Below are 17,037 nucleotides of genomic sequence, written 5' to 3'. Positions count from 1 at the left end.
TCAGAGGATTGGCTTGCCGCCAGTTACAGCGTAGCGCGAACCAGAGATGTAGCTCCCTTCATCAGAAGCGAGAAGTACGTAGATAGGAGCCACTTCGACCGGCTGACCAGGCCTGCCCAATGGTGTCTCCTCACCGAAGGTCTTCACATCCTCTTCAGGCATCGTCGAAACGATCAATGGCGTCCAGATCGGGCCTGGAGCGACGCTGTTCACTCGAATTCCTCTAGGCCCCAGCATTTGGGCAAGCCCGGCGGTGAAGTTAGCAATAGCTCCCTTGGTCGTCGCATAAGGCAACAAGGTAGGCTTTGGGGAGTCGGAATTCACCGAGCTCGTATTGATGATGGAACTGCCTGCCCGCATCGATGGCAGCGCAGCCTTGCAGATGCGGAACATGGCGGTGATGTTGATATCGAAAGTCTTCACCCATTCTTCGTCAGGAATCTCTTCCAGCGTTTCGTGGGTCATCTGAAAGGCGGCGTTGTTGACTAGGACGTCGATACGGCCAAATTTCTCGACCGTTGCATCAACAATTGCTGAGCAATGCGCTTTGTCTGCAAGGTCGCCCGGCAACAGGATGCATTGCCTGCCTGCCTCCTCGACCCACCTTGCGGTTTCCTTGGCGTCCTGATGCTCATCGAGGTAAGAAATAGCGACATCCGCACCCTCGCGCGCGAAAGCGATGGCAACAGCCCTACCTATTCCGCTGTCACCCCCGGTGATCAGGGCAATCTTGTTAATCAGGCGACCTGAGCCCTTATAGCTTGACTCGCCGCAATCGGGGTACGGTTCCATCTTGCTCTGATCGCCTGGAACGGACTGCTGCTGGGGCTTAAACGGCGGGATTGGATAATCACTCATCTCTGTTCTCCTGGATGCTGGGCAAAGTGTCATTCTCAAAAATGGACTCTGCCCACTGCATGCGAGTTCGTTCTATTTAATCTCACTGCGCTCGGAGCGCAGCCTGATAAGTGCGGTGCTATTTGGACTGATCAACCATTTGCTTAATCGTGCCGGTGGGGATGCTGACCAGTGCATATTTGTCCTGAATCTTGACCCACTGCTCATCTTTGCCAGGTGCGCTCAGGTGGTGTTTCTGCCAATCCTTTACCGCCAAGCTCGGACGTTGAAATTCATCAGGCACATTGTCTCCTTCCTTGATCTGCCTGACGCCCGCACCAGGCCTGTCCATCGTCACGCTCGGTTCCTCAGCGGCGTAGCTGAAACTGCTCAAGCCGCACAAGGCAGCAAAGGTCAGATGACATAGAGTTTTGTTACGAATCATCATGAGTCTCCGTTTGGCCCGTCCGATAGGGCGGCTGTAATCGGGCGATAGCTCGCCCATTCCGCTCTATCGACCGAGTTAGCGGCAGATGTTTCCATCTTTTTTCCGGTCAAATCATCCTTGAAGCTGGAACTCAACATCTCCGCATAGTGGGAGTGGCTGACTCACTGCTGCCGAACACAAAGAAGACTGAACGTTTTCTTTCAGGCCCCCTCCCAGAAGATGAGTTCTCGGCATGGTTGCGAGTAACCTCAAGAGATCTGGTGCCCTGACTGCCCCTTAGCTCGTTGTGCTCACCAGAGGCCTTACTACACAGGCCAATGGAGGCTCTCATCAGTTAGTTCAAAACCACAAGAACGGAGCGCCCGCCCCCATCATGGATATTGTCCAGTGGCCAGCCATGGTGGTGATTGTCTTGGCGTCATGGCTTGTTGGATCTCAGCGTGCCGAGCGCAGGAAGATCGCCTTCCTAGGCTTTATCGTTGGCAACGTGCTTTGGGTTATCTGGGGACTTTACGTCGAGGCTTATGCGCTAGCCTTGCTGGACATGATGTTATGTGGAATGAACCTGAGGGGATTTCTCAGGAACAAAGCCGCAACAGAACGGAGTGCAGCTCATGCACCTTGAGATAGATCTGCTAGTTACTTTTTTGTCTAAAAGCGGGGCGGCGTATTGAATACCGTTGACTGGGTGCAATGGCCCGCGATGCTCGTTACGGTTTTAGCCGCATGGCTGATCGGCTCACAGCCGGCCCGTCGGCGAATGATAGGTTTTTGGTGTTTCATCCTGAGCAATGCTCTCTGGATCGTCTGGGGATGGCCAGCTCACGCTTACGCCCTGATCGCTCTTCAAATATGCCTGTTCGGATTGAACTTGCGAGGTTTCAGGAAGAACTTCAAAGGCCAGTAACTTCAGAGGTCTCGAAGCGCGGTGGAGCGCGTCGGTCAAATCCGGCGGACAGGAATACCGGGCTGTAGCAGCTCTGCGATTGCTATCACCAGAACATCAATCGACCAAGGTTTCTGAAGGTAGACGGTTTTCTCTGGCACCAGCGACGCATCCAGCTCATATCCACTTGTTAGGATGGAGGGTAGCCCAGGCCAACGCTGAGCCACCATGCTCAGAAACTCAGCGCCCCTGATCTGCCCTGGTACGCCGTGATCTGCAATCACCAATGCGGTGCCATCAGCATTCTTTAGCATGTGGATTAGTGCGTCATCAGCAGTCACGAAAGCCACATAATGCGCACCTATGTCCGTGAGGATCTCGGTCATTACCGTGCGGAGGATATCGTCGTCCTCGACGACGACGATCGAGCCCTCAATTGGCAAAATCCCTTCCCAATTCGTTAGCACTTGCTTACCTGCGCCCCAGTTAGTGGCAGGAATTGTTTCACTCCTAGCCGAAGGCCGTCAGTAGTCCATCTGAATCATTGAATTTACCTAACGCCCACAACTCACAGCTTCATACAGACTGACTGCGCCTGTCACTTCGATGGTTGCATCGACGTACGCAATCCTGGCAGCAAAGGCTTAATCTAATGGTCACGCTTAATGAAGAACCTTTTCTGCCCTCAGCTGCACTGGATGCGGCAGAGAAAGCTTTGAAAAATTTGCGGAGCTGTATCTCTCCCACTCAAGCACTCCACACGTCCATCGCGGTAGAGGATACGGTCAAAGGATTGAAGTTGAGCGGAGTTATCACCGATGAGCAGGCCAAACGGCTGTACCTCCTTTTTGAAGCTACCTTGGAAATCATGCTGAGGGATCTGGCGGGCAAAGAGGATGGGCCCCGGCAATTTCCATAACAAAACCACCCGCTTCATAACCCTTAGGACATCAGACTCACCCAATCGCACTCACAAGATCTACCTCGTGAACGGCAGTTCTTCTCGCTCGATGCTTGAAGCCCTCATGATCTCGCTGATGCATTGCCCAAGGATTAGTCGACTATCATCGACGCCCTTCAGCGACCGCCGAACAGAATGGGCAACAGCCTTGGCATCGTTGTTCTCCGCCACCTCGACCCAATCAGCGATTTTCACCAACGCATCCGTAATGGCATGTTGGTTTTTTAGGATCGTATGAAGGAGCGTCGTAGTGATCGGATTGTTTTGCATAGATGTCCTCTGGGATGCCTGTTCGTGAATGCCAGAATCGTCCATGGCCTGGTTAAGAGGTGCACAATGCCTCCAACCCCTTTTGAGGAAATAGTGGCACGATGGTTCCACACCCTTAGTCAGGTTTCCTAGCGGGACGACGAGTATCGGAATCGCGGCGCTCTTATCTCGGCGTCTTTTTTGCAAATGCCACGCGTCGGCAGGCCGTTCGACCTATGGTTGGGTGATCTACAGTCAATGCAAGTAGGATCCAACTAGGAATGAAGTATGGGTGCTAAAAAAGAGATTCTGAGTGCCTGGATGGCTGAATGGATTTTGCTAGTTTGCTAGATAGACAAATCGTCTGCGTCGGCTGCGGCAGACGCCAACCTTTGTCTGCGGTGGAGGAGGACTTCACACGCGCTAAGAGTTGTGCAGCCAATAAGCACCCTGTGCCCAGACCGGTTGGCACTTTAGGTTCGTTGACCGCAGCAGCTATTCCCCACTATCGCCCTAATCCAGGCAACGTCCCCCCATCCGACGCAGCCCCAGCCGCTGTCGAGCTTTGATGCCCACCAAACTCTGGTCGATTTTGAAGGTCAGAGAGTCACATCAACCACGTTAGCTATCAGCCTGCACTGAATAGCCCCCTCCAATTTGGGGAGCCTCCAAGACCGTAACGACGCTTGCTGGCCGTCAATCCTGGGAACCAGCGAATGCTCATGCCAAATCAAGATGATCCTGCTGAATCTGTGGAGCGACTTGCCGCCCTGCGCAGTTACGAAATACTCGATACTCCACGTGAATCAGAGTTTGACGAGCTCGTGGAACTGGCGGCCGAAATTTGCGAAGCCCCGATTTCAGTCGTGAATCTGATCGAAGACCATCGACAATGGTTCAAAGCTGAGGTAGGCCTAGGGATCAGGGAGACTCCGCTGGATGTTTCGATCTGCAGGCATGTGCTCCTGCAGCCAGGTATCACGATGATCTCCGATCTGCGGGATGATCCTCGGATGTGTACAAACCCTCTGGTGACAGCGGACGAAGGACTTCGCTTTTATGCGGGCTGCTTGCTGGAAACACCAGATGGACATGGAATCGGAACGCTTTGTGTGCTGGATAGATCCCCTCGGCTGCTTACCTCACGGCAGCAGTCAGCGTTAAAGACATTGGCAAACCAGGTAATGGCGCAGTTGGAGTTGAGACGGTCGCTCCGTCAGAAAACCCTTCTGCTTGAGCAAAAAGAAATGCTGCTTAAAGAAGTCAATCACAGGACGAAGAACAATCTTCAGCTCATCGTAGGCCTGATCCAGCTCCAGCTTCGGCAGGTGCATGACAAAGAGGCGCAAACCGCGCTAATGGACACTTCTCGCCGGATCATGAGCATCGCCGCTGTACATGAACGGCTCTATCAAACTGATGAGGTCGGTAGCGTAAACGTGGCAACGTATCTGTCCCAGGTGGTTGCGGGTATTCGAGCGACGGCATCTCATGAGATCACATTTGAACTCGACATAACCCCGGCACGCTTATCGCTCGACACTGCTATTCCACTAGCGTTACTGGTAAATGAACTGGCCACCAACGCTCTTAAGTATGCCTACGCCTCCCCGTCCTTCGGGTCAGTATCCATCACTATGAAACCAGAAAAAGAGTTGATGGTTTTGACCGTGGCTGACAAGGGCAAAGGATTTTCCAGCGGGTTTGATCCTCGCAAAAGTAAATCCCTAGGCATGAGGATCATTGCCTCTCTCTGCCGCCAATTGAATGCCGACTTCGTATTTGTGAACAACCAGCCTGGCGTTATCTGCACCACCAAATTCAACGCTGCTACACATCTCAGCCATTAGGTCACCGCGCAAGCGCATAATTCTCCCAACCTAGCCGGGGATCGTTCCCCCACCTGTGCTGGTATTTCCAGAAGGCAATTTGATGGAGTGGTGATATTGGTCGACCGCTGGCCCTAGCGGTCGGAAGTAATACCTACGGAATTGCGTCTCCGCGCTTCGCCCCTCGCCCCTCGCTTCGCGCGCAGTGCACTGGAAGGATGCCAATTCCACGCCCTCAGCAGGATCAGCCAGGTGCGGAGATAAAACCGCATCACCGCATGTGAAATTTCGACTTTCCCATAAGCGTCCTGCCGCAGGGATGATAGATAGCTACGACAGCATGGAATTATTCGGACAGGATCAGGGTCAGCCCGGCACTGCATCGACATGAACGATGCGCCCCTCAGCAACGTCTGTCACCAAGCATTGAAGACGACCCTCTTCACGCTGGAATATGGCAATCATACGATGCAGAGCTTGAGCGTCGGGGTCATTGCCGGCTTGACTCAATCGCTCTGCAATACGCACAAGCTCAACGGCCGACCACTTGAGGTCGGCAGCAAGACCCTGCAAATCTCTGCGTAGATTTTGGTTTGGATTGTTCATGTCGGCTTCCTCTTGCCCCTTCCCTATATGGCTTTGACCGTCCACAGCTGATCCAGCCGAGTCGTATAGCTCTGGCTCATCAAGTCGCGACGCATGGCCCATCCAGGGTTTCTGGGCACGCTGGCAACACGGAGCGTTCCTCTTCCCCATCTGCTATTGATGTCATCCAGGACTCCCATCAATGTATCGGCAATGGCTGGCTGTGAATGAGCGAATAGGTCATCGGTGAACTCACCAGGCTGACGCAGATCCATCAGCAAGACCTCGGCCTTGCTGTACTTGAAACCTGGCCTAAACAGGCGATTCACCGCCTCGGTGGCAGCCTTGGTCATGAGTCGCACATCGTTGGTGGGGTACGGCAACTCGACCAAAGCGCCATTGGCGTACTTGGCCTCTTCGGGATTGAACATCCCTGTACGGATGCTGACGCGGATCTTCTTGCACAGTGAGTTTTGCGCCCGAAGCTTTTCAGCCGCGCGCTGTGTATACGTGGCCACGGCTTCTTTGATCGACTCAATGTCGGTCAAGCGACTGCCGAACATCCGGCTGCAGCAGATCTCTTGTTTGGGCGGATCAGCTTCTCCGAGCTCAAGGCATGACGTGCCGGCAAGCTCGCGAGCCGTCTTCTCTATCACGACGCTGAATTTCTGCCGGAGTGTCCAGGCATCGGCTTTCGCCAAGTCCATCGCAGTCTTGATGCCCATGACCTCAAGGTGCGCGTTCATCCGTTTACCGACACCCCAGACCTCACCTACCTCGGTGTTGCGAAGCGTCCAGTCACACTTGAACTGATCGCAGAGATCGACGACACCACCTGTCTTGTCGAGCAGCCGCTTGGCTGTGTGATTCGCTAGCTTGGCCAAGGTCTTGGTACGCGCAATCCCGACACCTACTGGGATGCCGGTGTACTTGAAAATGGTCGCTCGTAGCTTACGGCCAAACGCTGTGAGATCGCCCGGCACACCTGTCAGATCAGCAAAGGCTTCATCAATTGAATACACCTCAAGGGCCGGCACCATGGACTCGATAATCATCATGACGCGCTCACTCATATCGCCGTAGAGCGCGTAGTTGCTGCTAAATGCGACCACGCCATTGCGACGTAGATGATCTTTGATCTGGAAAAACGGCTGGCCCATCTTAACAAATGGTTTTGCGTCGTAGGAACGCGCGATCACGCAGCCGTCGTTGTTCGAAAGGACGACGATGGGAGTCTTCGCAAGATCAGGTCGAAAGACGCGCTCGCAGCTCGCATAGAAGCTGTTGCAGTCGATCAGCGCAAAGACCGGCTCAGGTTTTGTCATGATCGCGAACGCTGTATTTGACGACGCCCCATATGACGAGTTCGTCCCCTTCCATCACGTGACGCGCGGGATATTTGGGGTTCTCGGACATGAGGATCACCTCGCTCTCACGCATGTGCAGACGCTTGCAGAGTGGTTCGGTGTTGAGCGCCGCAATTACGATGTCACCGTGCTCGGCATACAGGCTGCGATCAACAATCACCAGGTCGCCATGGTAGATGCCAGCGCCTTGCATGCTGTCGCCATCGATCTTCACGAGGTACACATGAGGCGCGCGGATGTCGAATAGCTCGTCCAGGGAGATATGCTTCTCGATGTGATCCGCCGCCGGCGATGGAAAGCCTGCAGGGACATGAAACGAGTAAAGGGGCAGTTTATCGCCGCCCGCTGCCACTGGGCCGATGATCGTGACGTTCATGACGCAAACCTTGAGATTGATTAACTGTACGTATATACAGTTAACGATTTACGCTGCTTGCGGTCAATCTCATAAGCAGGAAATTTCGACGGGTGACAGCATGTGTGGACGGTACTCGATCTACGAATCCATGGATCACTACCTCAAGGAGCTCGCTCCAAAGCAGCTGGTGGTCAATGGATACGATCTCTGGCCGATTGAACGCTACAACGTCGCGCCGACCACACGCGTGGAGATTATCCGTCCAACTGCGGGTGGGTTGAGTGTCGAAAAGGTGAAATGGGGATGGGCACCGTTCTGGGCCAAAGGCACGCGTCCTGATCCGATAAACGCCAGGGTCGAGACGGTCATGACCGGAAAGTTCTTCAAACAGCTCTGGCCGAACGGACGCATTCTGGCACCGGCTAACGGATGGTACGAGTGGATCAAAGATCCCATCGATCCTAAGAAGAAACAGCCTTACTTCATCACGTTGAAAGAGCAGATTCCGATGTTTTTTGCGGGGTTGGCTGAGGTGCACCCCGGGTTGGAGCCGGACGAGCGCGACGGATTCGTCATCATCACTGCTGCGAGCGATCAGGGAATGGTCGACATCCACGATCGCAAACCATTGGTGCTAGCACCTGAGTTCGCGCGCGAGTGGATAGATCCCGAAACCTCACCTGAGCGGGCCAGGGAAATTGCGGTTGAGGGATGCCGCCTCGTCACGGATTTCAACTGGTACAAAGTAGGAAAAGATGTCGGCAATGTTCGTAACCAAGGGCCCCAGTTAATCGAGCCTGTTGAAGTGAAGTACGAAGGCCCAGAGGAACAGTAACTTGGTGTGGAGCAAAATGTGACGTTGATTAATGAACCGCAATCGCGACTGTTTTTCGCGCTTACATGCTCAGCTCCCCTAAGGAAGGCGATCTCCCAATGGCGTGCGCTTCTCTCGCCACGCGCGGGGCGCCCGGTTCCCGCCGCTAATTTTCATCTCACCCTGCTTTTTTTAGGATCAGTTGATCAGGCCCAGATTGCAGAAATTTGCACGACCGCCTCGAAGATTAAAGTACCCGGGAAGCAACTGACGCTAGTCCTTGACCGCCTGGAGGTTTGGCGTAAATCAAAGGCGTTGGTGCTTACGCCAGAAGACGCTCCTCCAGAGCTAATGCGACTGTCGTATGCGCTAGAGCAAGCAATGCTGAGGTTCGGACAGGATCAAGAGCACAAAGAGTTTCGACCTCATCTGACCTTGGCGCGTGACTATCAGTATGCAGTTCCAGAGGCAGGCAGTCCGCCAGAGTTCTTTCTCCGAGCTGACCGGTTTGGCCTCTACCAATCTCATAAAGGGCAATACAACCCCGTAGCGGATTGGTCACTCGTTAAACTTGCTGATGGGGGATCAAGACCGCCTGGGTAAGCTAATGACAACGAAGGTTTTCCACTCATTAAATAGGCATGTGCTTGTGAACGAACGTGAACGTACAAATGCGCCAACAGCAGAGCTCATCAGAAGCATGCGTGAGGTCGCCTCGACCCTGAACAGCTCCTACACTTCCTTGTTAAGCGCCTCAGTGCGCTTGGCGGAAGCAGGTCAAGACCAAGAAGCTATGCGGCTCATTGAGCTGGCAAAAAGCATTCAGGGCGCCGAGGCAAAGGTTCGCCAGCATGCAAAAGATGCAGGGGTCGGAAAGATCGTGCAGATGAGCGAGCACTGACCCGAGGCTTTGGTTCCCTAAGGCGTATGGCTGCCAAAAAGGATTTGGACATGAAAGACGAATTTACAGCCGCATTTTCAGAGGTTATCGCGAACCAGGTCGAACTGGCGGGGACAATTGAATCTCTTGTGGAAGCCGCCATGAGCCGAGGCCATGTGTCGGCAGGTGCGGAGGTGATTGCTGACCTAGAGGAGCTCAATTCACGGGTGACGGCTTTCACGCATTGCCTATCCGAGCAATACGTCAAAGTCTCCTGATTTGGACGTCAGCTTGAACCAGGCGAAATCCTTCTTGTTTAAGTTTTCCAGGTGCCTCTTTTCTGTCTTCGGTCGAGTTCGCTGGCACGTTCTCCTTGAGCGCTTCCTACTCTTCCTCGGCTATGGTCACTCCCCCCTTCGTGATGCTGGTTGCTTAGACCGCGCCACACTCGCGCCCAGAGGAAACCAGTTCGTGAAGAAGATAGCCGTACGATACAAAGACGCAATCATCTGCTCGCCTTCACTCACTTCTGCTGTGGTAGCACGCAAGTCGATACATGCACGTTGGTTGCTAAGGCACTTATATCGGCAGGAAGCGGCTTCCAAAGCAGACCCATGCGCATGGCAATGACCACGCGCATCTCTCATCCGATTCTACAAACCGATAAGTGAGTTGAGGGTCAGTGATCCATCACCCACTTCCCATCCACCCGACGCAAGGTTATGGGCTTGGCGTTCTCCACTTTGTACTTGAACGCTGAGTCGTCGATTTTTCCGTTCAGCAAGTAGGCCAACATCGCCTTGATGGTCAGCTCGTGGGGAACGATCACTATGCGCTTGTTCATCTTTGCATAATCGTCGATGGCACTGGCGGCACGCCTGTAGACATCACTCAGCGATTCTCCATTGAGGTAGCCAAAATTGGCATCGTTGACAATCTGTGCATCCCGACCCTTTTTCATTTCCGGCCATATTGCACCGGCCTCATCCCACGTCAGGTTGGTGACCATTCCAGCGGAACGTTCGAATAGCCGGGGATCAGGGGTCGCTGACAGCATAGCTTTGTCGACGGCGATTCCGGCGCCTACCATCACTCCAGCTAGGGTCTGCTGAGTACGCAGCAAAGGTGAATAAACCCACTTCGCATCCTTCAAAGGAACAACGGCAGCAGAATCGTGAGACTTCAGCGACTCACCCGCTTTGAGATTTATTGCGATTTTGTTACATAATCAGAGATTCGCTTACCTCCGTAGCCACGCGATTCATAGCATCTTGTGGCGGCTAGTGATGCGCACTTGTATTCATACCTATAAGAAACGAGTGGAAAGTGACTCTAACGGCCACTCCACTCGCAGACTGGTGAGGTTACGATGCAGCGATGACCTGAACTTCAATTTTGTACCCAGGATTGGCCAAGATCGAGTGAAGACAGGCCCGCACTGGAGGCTGAGTGCCTTCAAGCCATTGTTCCCATACCTGATTCATGGCATCGAAGTCTGCCATGTCGGTTAACCAGATCTGCGCCGATAGCAGTTTCGTTCTGTCCGTACCTGCATCGCTTAATAGCCGATCTATCTTTGAAAAAATATCGACCGCCTGTACCTGAACGCCGCCTATGATTTGAGATGTTTGGCCCGACAGATAAACAATACCGTTATGTACCGCCACTTGGCTGAGTCGGGCGTTGCTGCCAGTTTTCCTGATGCCTTGCATGTAATTTCTCCATGTTGACTAGATAAAAGTCCAAACGTATCGCCCGTCAGATTTTGTGATATGGCCTACCGAGCTCTCGGCAAAATGGCTGGTGAATACCGTTGCATCAGCATCGGCTGCATGCTCCAGTAACCACCGTCTCGATACCCTTGCAGCGATGGGCTGGCCACAGAAAACAGAGTTCCACTTCGGTTGCGCAACCTGCAGTGGGGTATGCATGACGTCACCACAAAAAACCACGAGCTCATCGCCCGATTTGATGCTGATACTCATATGCCCAGGGCTGTGACCGGGCGTTGGGTGAAACCTGATGCCAGGCAGGTATTCTTTTCCGGTGTTATCGATAGTTTCCAGGCGCCCAGCATCAAGCACGGGCTTGATACTGTCCTCGAAGATCATGAGGCGGGGAGCCGCTGCAGGCGTGTCATAGAAATCGAGCTCTGCCTGCGAAGAAACATGCACGGCGTTGGTGAAAGTCGGCACCCACCTTTCACCGTCCCACACTGTGTTCCAGCCGATGTGATCCACATGCAAATGTGTGTGCAGGACAAAGTCGATCTCCTCTGGGCGCACACCAGTTCGCTCGAGGTTTACCAACCATGGGCTATTGAGTTGATGAAAGATTCTGCTGAATGGACGATCCTTGAAGTTTCCAGAGGCCGTATCAATCAACAACCGATACTGAGGTGTTTCGACCAACCAGCTGTGAATGCTCATTTCCGCCGGTGTGCCTGGCTTGATCTGCTCGTTGGTTGAGATCGCCTCCAGCATTTCGGACGTCGCTTGAGGATAAAGCTGAGCCACGGCCAAAACGTTGAATACCTGCTCGGTGATCTTTGAAATTCGTAGATCCCCAATGTGATAGATATCAGAGTGGTTCATAAAAACTCCTGCACTTAACCTGGCTCATTAGCTTGTCTGTACAGATGGCAACAGTTTTGTTTGTGATCGTTTAATGGCCAGCGCAGCACTCAAGTACAGTATTGCCGCAAGGACAGCAGAAACCGTTGCAACACTGGCCAAGGCAATGCCGAGAGCATTTTCGGTGTCACCCAGTTGCTGGCTGACGAAGCCGACAGCAAAAGGCCCGACTCCACCACCGAGCACATTGGTCATGAAAACCAACAGGGCAATGGAGCGGCCACGCATTCTGTTAGGAATTGCGATCTGAAGCGGGATAGGAGCCAGTGCCATTACGATGCTCGCAGTAAACGCACACAGCCCATAAAGGATGACCGCAACGTTGAATGATGCCAGCGGTGCAATCAACGCCAGGGGGGGCAGCGCCGCACAGGCGCAGGCGGCCACTTTGAGCACGATTGCGAGCGCCTGATCATCCTTGGCACGTCTGACCAGCACGCTCGCTGTAAGGACGCCGATAACTCCGCCAACCATGTACAGAGGGCCGGTTATCTTCCCGACGTAGCTGGCCTCAAGGGCAAAGTGTCGAATCAATACAGTGGGGAACCAGGCGGTAAATGAATAAAACAACATGATCAAGCTGGCGTAACCAAAGAAGTACGGCAAGCAGAAGCGATTGCGAACAAACAGCTCTCGCAGCACCTCACTGAACGGCGGCGCCACCTCAAGCTCGGTGTTCTTACCTTCATCTGCGTGATCGCGTCTTACAGGCTCGCGCACAGTCAAGAACACGACGGCGGCCAATACGAGACCGGGCAAGCCAACGATCAGAAAAACCATCTGCCAGGCATGCATCGAAGTGCTGGCGAGCCAGTCATTGCCCGGCTGACTCAGCCACCCCAGCAACGCCCCTCCTCCGGTTAGTGCCACCCCACTGCCAATATAAGGCCCCAACATGAAAATGCCGGTGGCCCGACTCAGTCGTCGCGGTGCACACATGTCGGCAAAAAGTGACAACACAGCAGGACTTAGCGCCGCTTCGGCAATGGCTGTCCCGGCTCTCCAGACCAACAACTCGCCAAAGCTTGTAGCGGTCGCACACAACGCTGTGGAACACGCCCATATAGCCACGCACGCGGCAATGATATGCACGCGATTTGATCGATCGACCATGCGCGCGACAATTATCCCCGCCGTTGCATAACACAGCGTGAACGAGAAACCCTGCAGCATTCCGATTTGGCTGTCAGTAATCCCCAGTGTTGCCTTCAACGGCTGCACAAGAATGCTCACGATCTGGCGATCCAGATACGAAAAAGCAAAGCAGATGAGAAACAGGGCAGCACTGTAAACAGAACCCTGGTTGTCATTGGACGCAGAATCTACAGAACGGATTACGCTCATGAGACACACTCCAGATGCGATCAGTGGTCAGTGCCAAGTAGTCTGAGAAGCCAGCACAGCGATGCAGTCGCCCGCTGCCACATGGGAAAAAGTCCGCTGAACCATGACTTCGCCAGCCCGCCCAAAATACAGCTCCTCTGCCGGCTTCCAGGGCGCTTCAATGTCGAAAAGCCGGCCCGCCAGTTGACCCTTTTCAACCCGATCACCCAATGAGAAGCAGGGTTCAAAAACGCCGCTTGCAGTGGCGAACAAGTAATGTCCCGAATCCTCTACCTTGACCAAACGCGTCGGCTTAGCGGGAGTCGCAGGTGCTTCATTGATCAAACCCAGGCTATGCAAAACCCGATGCAGTCCATCTTCGACAATTTTCAGGTTGTCTGGGCTGCAAGACGCGCCACCACCAAACTCACCACACAAAAACAGTTTTCCTTGACGTTCGGCGGCAGCACCGTATGTACGGTCTTCACCCAGAAGATTCATGACCATAGTGGTGGGAGCGCCAAATGCCTCCACCAGACGCAGGTAGTCATCATGTTGAGCCGTGTTAGCCGGAAGTGACGCCAGCAGCGCAGGCGCGTGCTGGAAAGATACGCCGCCAGCGTGCATGTCCAGAATGACGTCGGAGATCGGGAACAGCTCCGTGTTGACATAGTGTGCGATCATTTCCGTGATGCTGCCGCTGCGGTTCCCGGGGAACAACCGGTTCAGATTGCCTTTGTCGATGGGCGATGTCCGGGTTCCATTCTGGAAGGCCGGAAAGTTGAGACCCGGCACGACAATCAAGCGACCGTTAATTTCCAGCGTGCTCATCCGCTGAATGAGCTTCATCAATGCGATTGGCCCTTCCAACTCGTCGCCATGATTTCCCCCGGTAAGTAGGACGGTCGGCCCTCCCCCACGCTTGAGCACGACCACCGGTATCGGGATGCGACCATACGCCGAGCGGTCGTGGGAATGAGGCAGCATCAGCGCCCCTTTTTGAAAACCCTCGCGAGAAAAATCCACGGTGGATGCGATAAGTGATCCTTGGCTGGTCATACAAGCACTCCTGAAACTGAAATATGGGCGTGGTATGTGGCTACCCGCACTATCCGTCAGGAAACTGCATGAGAAAATTGCCGTTTTATGGGGTCAGCGATGCCTTTAAGGCATCACCTACTTGCGAGAGTTATACGTCGCTTCAGTAAGCGCCTGAATCAATCTCTGAAGTAGCGGGCATTCGTTGTTTGCTCTATAGGCGAACACCAGTGGCATTGGCACTGACAAATCTCGCATTTTCAGAAACCTGACCGACGCTGGAGGTCGCCCCAGGTTTGCCGAATTCACCAGCGCAGCCCCCATGCCTGAGCCCACCAGCGCCAGGATGGCTGACTCGGTCTGTTCCTCCTGGATCACTTGAAGGCTAACACCCAGGTCGCTACAAGCTGCCATGAGACGGTCGTAGTAGATGGGGTACACCCAACGTGGGAACGTGATAAACGGGCGTTGCGCGATGTCTGTCATTGCGATGTCATCACCATCAAGATCCCAATCCGCTGGTATGGCTAGAACCAGATTGTGTTCTACCAATTCCAGCGCTTCGCAGGCTTTAGAAAGAGAGTAATACCGGTACACAAAGCCGCCATCGAGCGTACCGTCTTCAATCCTCTGGATTTGTTCGGGCGTATTTAAAGGAGTCAGTTCGAGACTCGCATTAGGGGTGGCGATCTGGAACGCCCTAAGCGCCTTGGGAACGATGCCGTCCCAACTGCTGTTCTCTACAAATCCGAGACGTAAGCGTCCCTCCCATCCCGTAGAAATTCGCTTGGCCTTGCGGGTTGCAGCTTCCAGATCACTCATAATCTGCCGGACATCCGATAAAAACGATTCACCCGCTGGGGTTAGCGTCAATCCGCGCGGATGCCGGTTGAACAGATCAAAACCAAGTTGTGCCTCAAGGTCGTGGAGCTGGCGAGAAACTGCGGGCTGGGTGACATGGATACGTTCCGATGCCAGTCGAATACTTTTGTGCTCGGCCACAGCTATGAAGTAACGCAGGTGCCGCAATTCCATTGATGCTCCTCAGAGGCAGAAAAAGGGGCTCACAGTCAGCTTACCATCGAAAGTAACGTAGATTTCAGGATATAGGGTACTTACCCAATAGACCGATGAACCGGGGCTAGTATCGACTGGGGCTATAGAGAGGAGTCACTCTTGGACTAAGGTTAGGCCGCCATGCGCAAGCGAAGCGCGCAGGCCTGTAAGGCCGTAGACGTGAGGATGGAAGCCCGATAGGGATGAGACTGACGGGCACCGTCGCGGCCCGGTTCACGACAGCCGTCCGCGAAGCGGCACGCCTTAATTTAGACACCAGTCGACACCTGGATGCGTGCTGAAGCCCTCAGGCCCTACTCCAACACCCTCTATTGCTGATAATCAAATCACTGTTGATCCATCCAGTGCATGGTATTACCCTACGCGGAGAACATTTGTACTCCGCGTGGTATTTCCAATGACTTACACAGCCCACATCTCCGAAGACTCTCCATACGACCTCGGTGTACCCACAGAACTTGAGAGCTACCAGAACCAGTGCTTGATGCTGCTAGACGAGCTTCATGAAGCTTGGGCAGATATCAGAAGACTCAAGGGCGACACACGCACCCTCGTGGCGATGAACGATGCACTGAGAGCAGAGCTTGACGCGGTGAAGGCGGATCAGAAAAAGGCTCACTGATCGACTATCGCGGCCTGGCGTTTATGCTAGAAATGCTTGGGGCGGGTGAGCCATGGAACTGTGTGCCTTCTCGTCAGGTTTGCAGTTTGAAAAATCCACGAGAACGCAATGCCCACACGATGCAAATATGCCCTCGCCTGCATACCCTCATTCCTCCTTTTCGTATGGTGGCAGGCGAGTCGATACGCCTACGCTGCTCTCGGTTGCAGCATCGGGAAATCCGGGTCATTACCTTGTATATGGCACGGGACAGATGTGGCAGGTTACATCGGCGCCGGGATGTGGATTGGCATGATGCTGTTCGGGATTTCGTTGCCGATCACATTGGCTGTCTTCTTCGAGATTTACATTCGAAAGCCAGCCAAGGTTTCCGACAACCAAGCGCTGTAGGTGGGGTCGTCGTCGGGCCACGCCAAGAACTCCTCGCGCCAAACAGTCTTTGGCGCCACCCGGTTAGGCTCCTCCCTCGATCCCAACTGCTGGGGTGAGGTCACGCTGATGATCGCGAAGTGCCTCACTGAGATTCCACCCCCGGACGCATATGAGCTGGATTCAGTCCGCAGTCTGTTCTACCGCAGCAACAGCAACTGGAGCCTGACGACCCTCTTTTGACTTCGCACGATGTCGTCGATCTTGGCCGCGTTGCCTCGAAGCCTGCTGCTTCGCATGCATCGCCTGAGTGGCCGTAACGAAGCCGGCTGGCTGACCGCTCAAATCCAAGCGCGGCGCATCCTCCACCATGCTTGCCCAGTACCGCGAGCCCCGGCACCAAGTCGAGATACCCAGCTTCAGCTGCTCGCTGGTCAATCCGAGTAGCTCCAGGTGTTGCTCAGCATCCTTGAGAATGCCCTCTTTGAGCGGAACCTTGGGGGCAGGATTTACAGGGAAGGCCGATGGAAAATGCTTCTGCAATGGCCAGATTGCTGCGACGGCTGGATCTTGGTTGCGAGGCTTGGCCTGCGGCGTAGACTTGCGCTTGATGTGTCTCACGCTGTCAGCCTTTTGCGGTTCTTTTTCAGCCCGCAGGCGGTCACGTAACTCAGCTAGTTGTTCAAAACCCATCGTTCTACTCACTGCTCGAAGGTTGATTGCGGTGTGCAAGGATATTGCATTCGGCGCTTGGGATCAGC

General features: G+C 53.9%; 23 protein-coding genes. 9 read left to right on the top strand and 14 right to left on the bottom strand.

Going from position 1 to position 17,037, the window contains the following annotated elements:
* Together ABDX87_RS28360 and ABDX87_RS28355 are read right to left on the bottom strand one after the other, a co-directional pair.
* A complete protein-coding gene (locus ABDX87_RS28360; RefSeq protein WP_346830881.1) occupies positions 1 to 858 on the bottom strand; it encodes an SDR family oxidoreductase in 858 nt (285 codons plus the stop codon).
* Between the two features lie 118 nt (positions 859 to 976).
* Positions 977 to 1,285: an RcnB family protein gene (locus ABDX87_RS28355; protein ID WP_167362137.1), complete on the bottom strand. Its 309-nt coding sequence runs from the start codon at positions 1,283 to 1,285 to the stop codon at positions 977 to 979.
* 373 nt (positions 1,286 to 1,658) lie between these two features.
* Here ABDX87_RS28355 and ABDX87_RS28350 point away from each other — a divergent pair, with 373 nt between their 5' ends.
* The gene (locus tag ABDX87_RS28350) at positions 1,659 to 1,910 is read left to right on the top strand and encodes a hypothetical protein (protein WP_074759372.1); all 252 of its coding nucleotides are present in this window, start codon (positions 1,659 to 1,661) and stop codon (positions 1,908 to 1,910) included.
* A gap of 78 nt (positions 1,911 to 1,988) precedes the next feature.
* The gene (locus ABDX87_RS28345) at positions 1,989 to 2,192 is read left to right on the top strand and encodes a hypothetical protein (RefSeq protein WP_431061293.1); all 204 of its coding nucleotides are present in this window, start codon (positions 1,989 to 1,991) and stop codon (positions 2,190 to 2,192) included.
* Positions 2,193 to 2,227: 35 nt separating this feature from the next.
* On the opposite strand, the gene ABDX87_RS28340 is transcribed toward ABDX87_RS28345, so the two are convergent.
* Entirely contained in the window at positions 2,228 to 2,638 is a 411-nt protein-coding gene (locus tag ABDX87_RS28340; RefSeq protein ID WP_143024551.1) for a response regulator, read from the bottom strand.
* Positions 2,639 to 2,823: 185 nt separating this feature from the next.
* Here ABDX87_RS28340 and ABDX87_RS28335 point away from each other — a divergent pair, with 185 nt between their 5' ends.
* On the top strand, positions 2,824 to 3,090 hold the full coding sequence (locus tag ABDX87_RS28335) for a hypothetical protein (RefSeq protein ID WP_346830879.1): 267 nt from the start codon (positions 2,824 to 2,826) through the stop codon (positions 3,088 to 3,090).
* A gap of 60 nt (positions 3,091 to 3,150) precedes the next feature.
* On the opposite strand, the gene ABDX87_RS28330 is transcribed toward ABDX87_RS28335, so the two are convergent.
* On the bottom strand, positions 3,151 to 3,402 hold the full coding sequence (locus tag ABDX87_RS28330) for a hypothetical protein (protein ID WP_346830878.1): 252 nt from the start codon (positions 3,400 to 3,402) through the stop codon (positions 3,151 to 3,153).
* Positions 3,403 to 4,097: 695 nt separating this feature from the next.
* Here ABDX87_RS28330 and ABDX87_RS28325 point away from each other — a divergent pair.
* Positions 4,098 to 5,231, top strand: a complete 1,134-nt coding sequence (locus ABDX87_RS28325) for a sensor histidine kinase (RefSeq protein WP_346830877.1) — start codon at positions 4,098 to 4,100, stop codon at positions 5,229 to 5,231.
* A 345-nt stretch (positions 5,232 to 5,576) separates the two neighbouring features.
* Here ABDX87_RS28325 and ABDX87_RS28320 read toward each other — a convergent pair whose 3' ends face one another.
* From ABDX87_RS28320 to ABDX87_RS28310, 3 genes are read right to left on the bottom strand one after another with little or no spacing between them, the layout of a single operon-like run.
* Positions 5,577 to 5,816, bottom strand: a complete 240-nt coding sequence (locus ABDX87_RS28320) for a hypothetical protein (protein ID WP_346830876.1) — start codon at positions 5,814 to 5,816, stop codon at positions 5,577 to 5,579.
* A 23-nt stretch (positions 5,817 to 5,839) separates the two neighbouring features.
* Positions 5,840 to 7,120 carry a translesion error-prone DNA polymerase V subunit UmuC gene (gene umuC / locus ABDX87_RS28315; protein ID WP_346830875.1) on the bottom strand — a complete coding sequence of 427 codons (1,281 nt, stop codon included), beginning with the start codon at positions 7,118 to 7,120 and terminating at the stop codon, positions 5,840 to 5,842.
* Positions 7,107 to 7,538, bottom strand: coding sequence for a LexA family protein (locus ABDX87_RS28310; RefSeq protein WP_346830874.1), 432 nt, complete (start codon positions 7,536 to 7,538; stop codon positions 7,107 to 7,109). The genes umuC and ABDX87_RS28310 overlap by 14 nt, the downstream gene beginning before the upstream one ends.
* Positions 7,539 to 7,638: 100 nt before the next feature.
* On the opposite strand from ABDX87_RS28310, the gene ABDX87_RS28305 reads away from it, so the two are divergent.
* From ABDX87_RS28305 to ABDX87_RS28290, 4 genes are read left to right on the top strand one after another with little or no spacing between them, the layout of a single operon-like run.
* Positions 7,639 to 8,355 carry an SOS response-associated peptidase family protein gene (locus ABDX87_RS28305; protein ID WP_346833645.1) on the top strand — a complete coding sequence of 239 codons (717 nt, stop codon included), beginning with the start codon at positions 7,639 to 7,641 and terminating at the stop codon, positions 8,353 to 8,355.
* An 18-nt stretch (positions 8,356 to 8,373) separates the two neighbouring features.
* The gene (thpR, locus tag ABDX87_RS28300) at positions 8,374 to 8,937 is read left to right on the top strand and encodes an RNA 2',3'-cyclic phosphodiesterase (RefSeq protein WP_346830873.1); all 564 of its coding nucleotides are present in this window, start codon (positions 8,374 to 8,376) and stop codon (positions 8,935 to 8,937) included.
* 46 nt (positions 8,938 to 8,983) lie between these two features.
* On the top strand, positions 8,984 to 9,235 hold the full coding sequence (locus ABDX87_RS28295) for a hypothetical protein (protein ID WP_346830872.1): 252 nt from the start codon (positions 8,984 to 8,986) through the stop codon (positions 9,233 to 9,235).
* A 50-nt stretch (positions 9,236 to 9,285) separates the two neighbouring features.
* Positions 9,286 to 9,492 carry a hypothetical protein gene (locus ABDX87_RS28290; protein WP_346830871.1) on the top strand — a complete coding sequence of 69 codons (207 nt, stop codon included), beginning with the start codon at positions 9,286 to 9,288 and terminating at the stop codon, positions 9,490 to 9,492.
* A 401-nt stretch (positions 9,493 to 9,893) separates the two neighbouring features.
* Here ABDX87_RS28290 and ABDX87_RS28285 read toward each other — a convergent pair whose 3' ends face one another.
* The 6 genes from ABDX87_RS28285 to ABDX87_RS28260 all read right to left on the bottom strand — a co-directional run bounded on the left by ABDX87_RS28285 (position 9,894) and on the right by ABDX87_RS28260 (position 15,243).
* A complete protein-coding gene (locus ABDX87_RS28285; protein ID WP_346830870.1) occupies positions 9,894 to 10,367 on the bottom strand; it encodes a histidine phosphatase family protein in 474 nt (157 codons plus the stop codon).
* 211 nt (positions 10,368 to 10,578) lie between these two features.
* Positions 10,579 to 10,926 (bottom strand): RidA family protein, encoded by a 348-nt coding sequence (locus ABDX87_RS28280; protein ID WP_346830869.1) that lies wholly within the window; start codon positions 10,924 to 10,926, stop codon positions 10,579 to 10,581.
* A gap of 18 nt (positions 10,927 to 10,944) precedes the next feature.
* On the bottom strand, positions 10,945 to 11,808 hold the full coding sequence (locus ABDX87_RS28275; RefSeq protein WP_346830868.1) for an MBL fold metallo-hydrolase: 864 nt from the start codon (positions 11,806 to 11,808) through the stop codon (positions 10,945 to 10,947).
* Positions 11,809 to 11,835: 27 nt separating this feature from the next.
* Positions 11,836 to 13,191, bottom strand: coding sequence for an MFS transporter (locus ABDX87_RS28270; protein ID WP_346830867.1), 1,356 nt, complete (start codon positions 13,189 to 13,191; stop codon positions 11,836 to 11,838).
* A gap of 27 nt (positions 13,192 to 13,218) precedes the next feature.
* Positions 13,219 to 14,229, bottom strand: coding sequence for a succinylglutamate desuccinylase/aspartoacylase family protein (locus ABDX87_RS28265; RefSeq protein ID WP_346830866.1), 1,011 nt, complete (start codon positions 14,227 to 14,229; stop codon positions 13,219 to 13,221).
* Between the two features lie 117 nt (positions 14,230 to 14,346).
* Positions 14,347 to 15,243, bottom strand: a complete 897-nt coding sequence (locus ABDX87_RS28260; RefSeq protein WP_346830865.1) for a LysR family transcriptional regulator — start codon at positions 15,241 to 15,243, stop codon at positions 14,347 to 14,349.
* 439 nt (positions 15,244 to 15,682) lie between these two features.
* On the opposite strand from ABDX87_RS28260, the gene ABDX87_RS28255 reads away from it, so the two are divergent.
* Positions 15,683 to 15,907 (top strand): hypothetical protein, encoded by a 225-nt coding sequence (locus tag ABDX87_RS28255; protein ID WP_346830864.1) that lies wholly within the window; start codon positions 15,683 to 15,685, stop codon positions 15,905 to 15,907.
* A gap of 552 nt (positions 15,908 to 16,459) precedes the next feature.
* On the opposite strand, the gene ABDX87_RS28250 is transcribed toward ABDX87_RS28255, so the two are convergent.
* The gene (locus ABDX87_RS28250; RefSeq protein ID WP_346830863.1) at positions 16,460 to 16,969 is read right to left on the bottom strand and encodes a ProQ/FinO family protein; all 510 of its coding nucleotides are present in this window, start codon (positions 16,967 to 16,969) and stop codon (positions 16,460 to 16,462) included.
* Positions 16,970 to 17,037 lie beyond the last annotated feature (68 nt).

This window comes from Pseudomonas abietaniphila (assembly GCF_039697315.1).
Lineage (GTDB): Bacteria > Pseudomonadota > Gammaproteobacteria > Pseudomonadales > Pseudomonadaceae > Aquipseudomonas > Aquipseudomonas abietaniphila_B.
The sequence above is the reverse complement of the archived record's forward strand: the minus strand, read 5'-3'. Positions and strand labels throughout refer to the sequence as shown.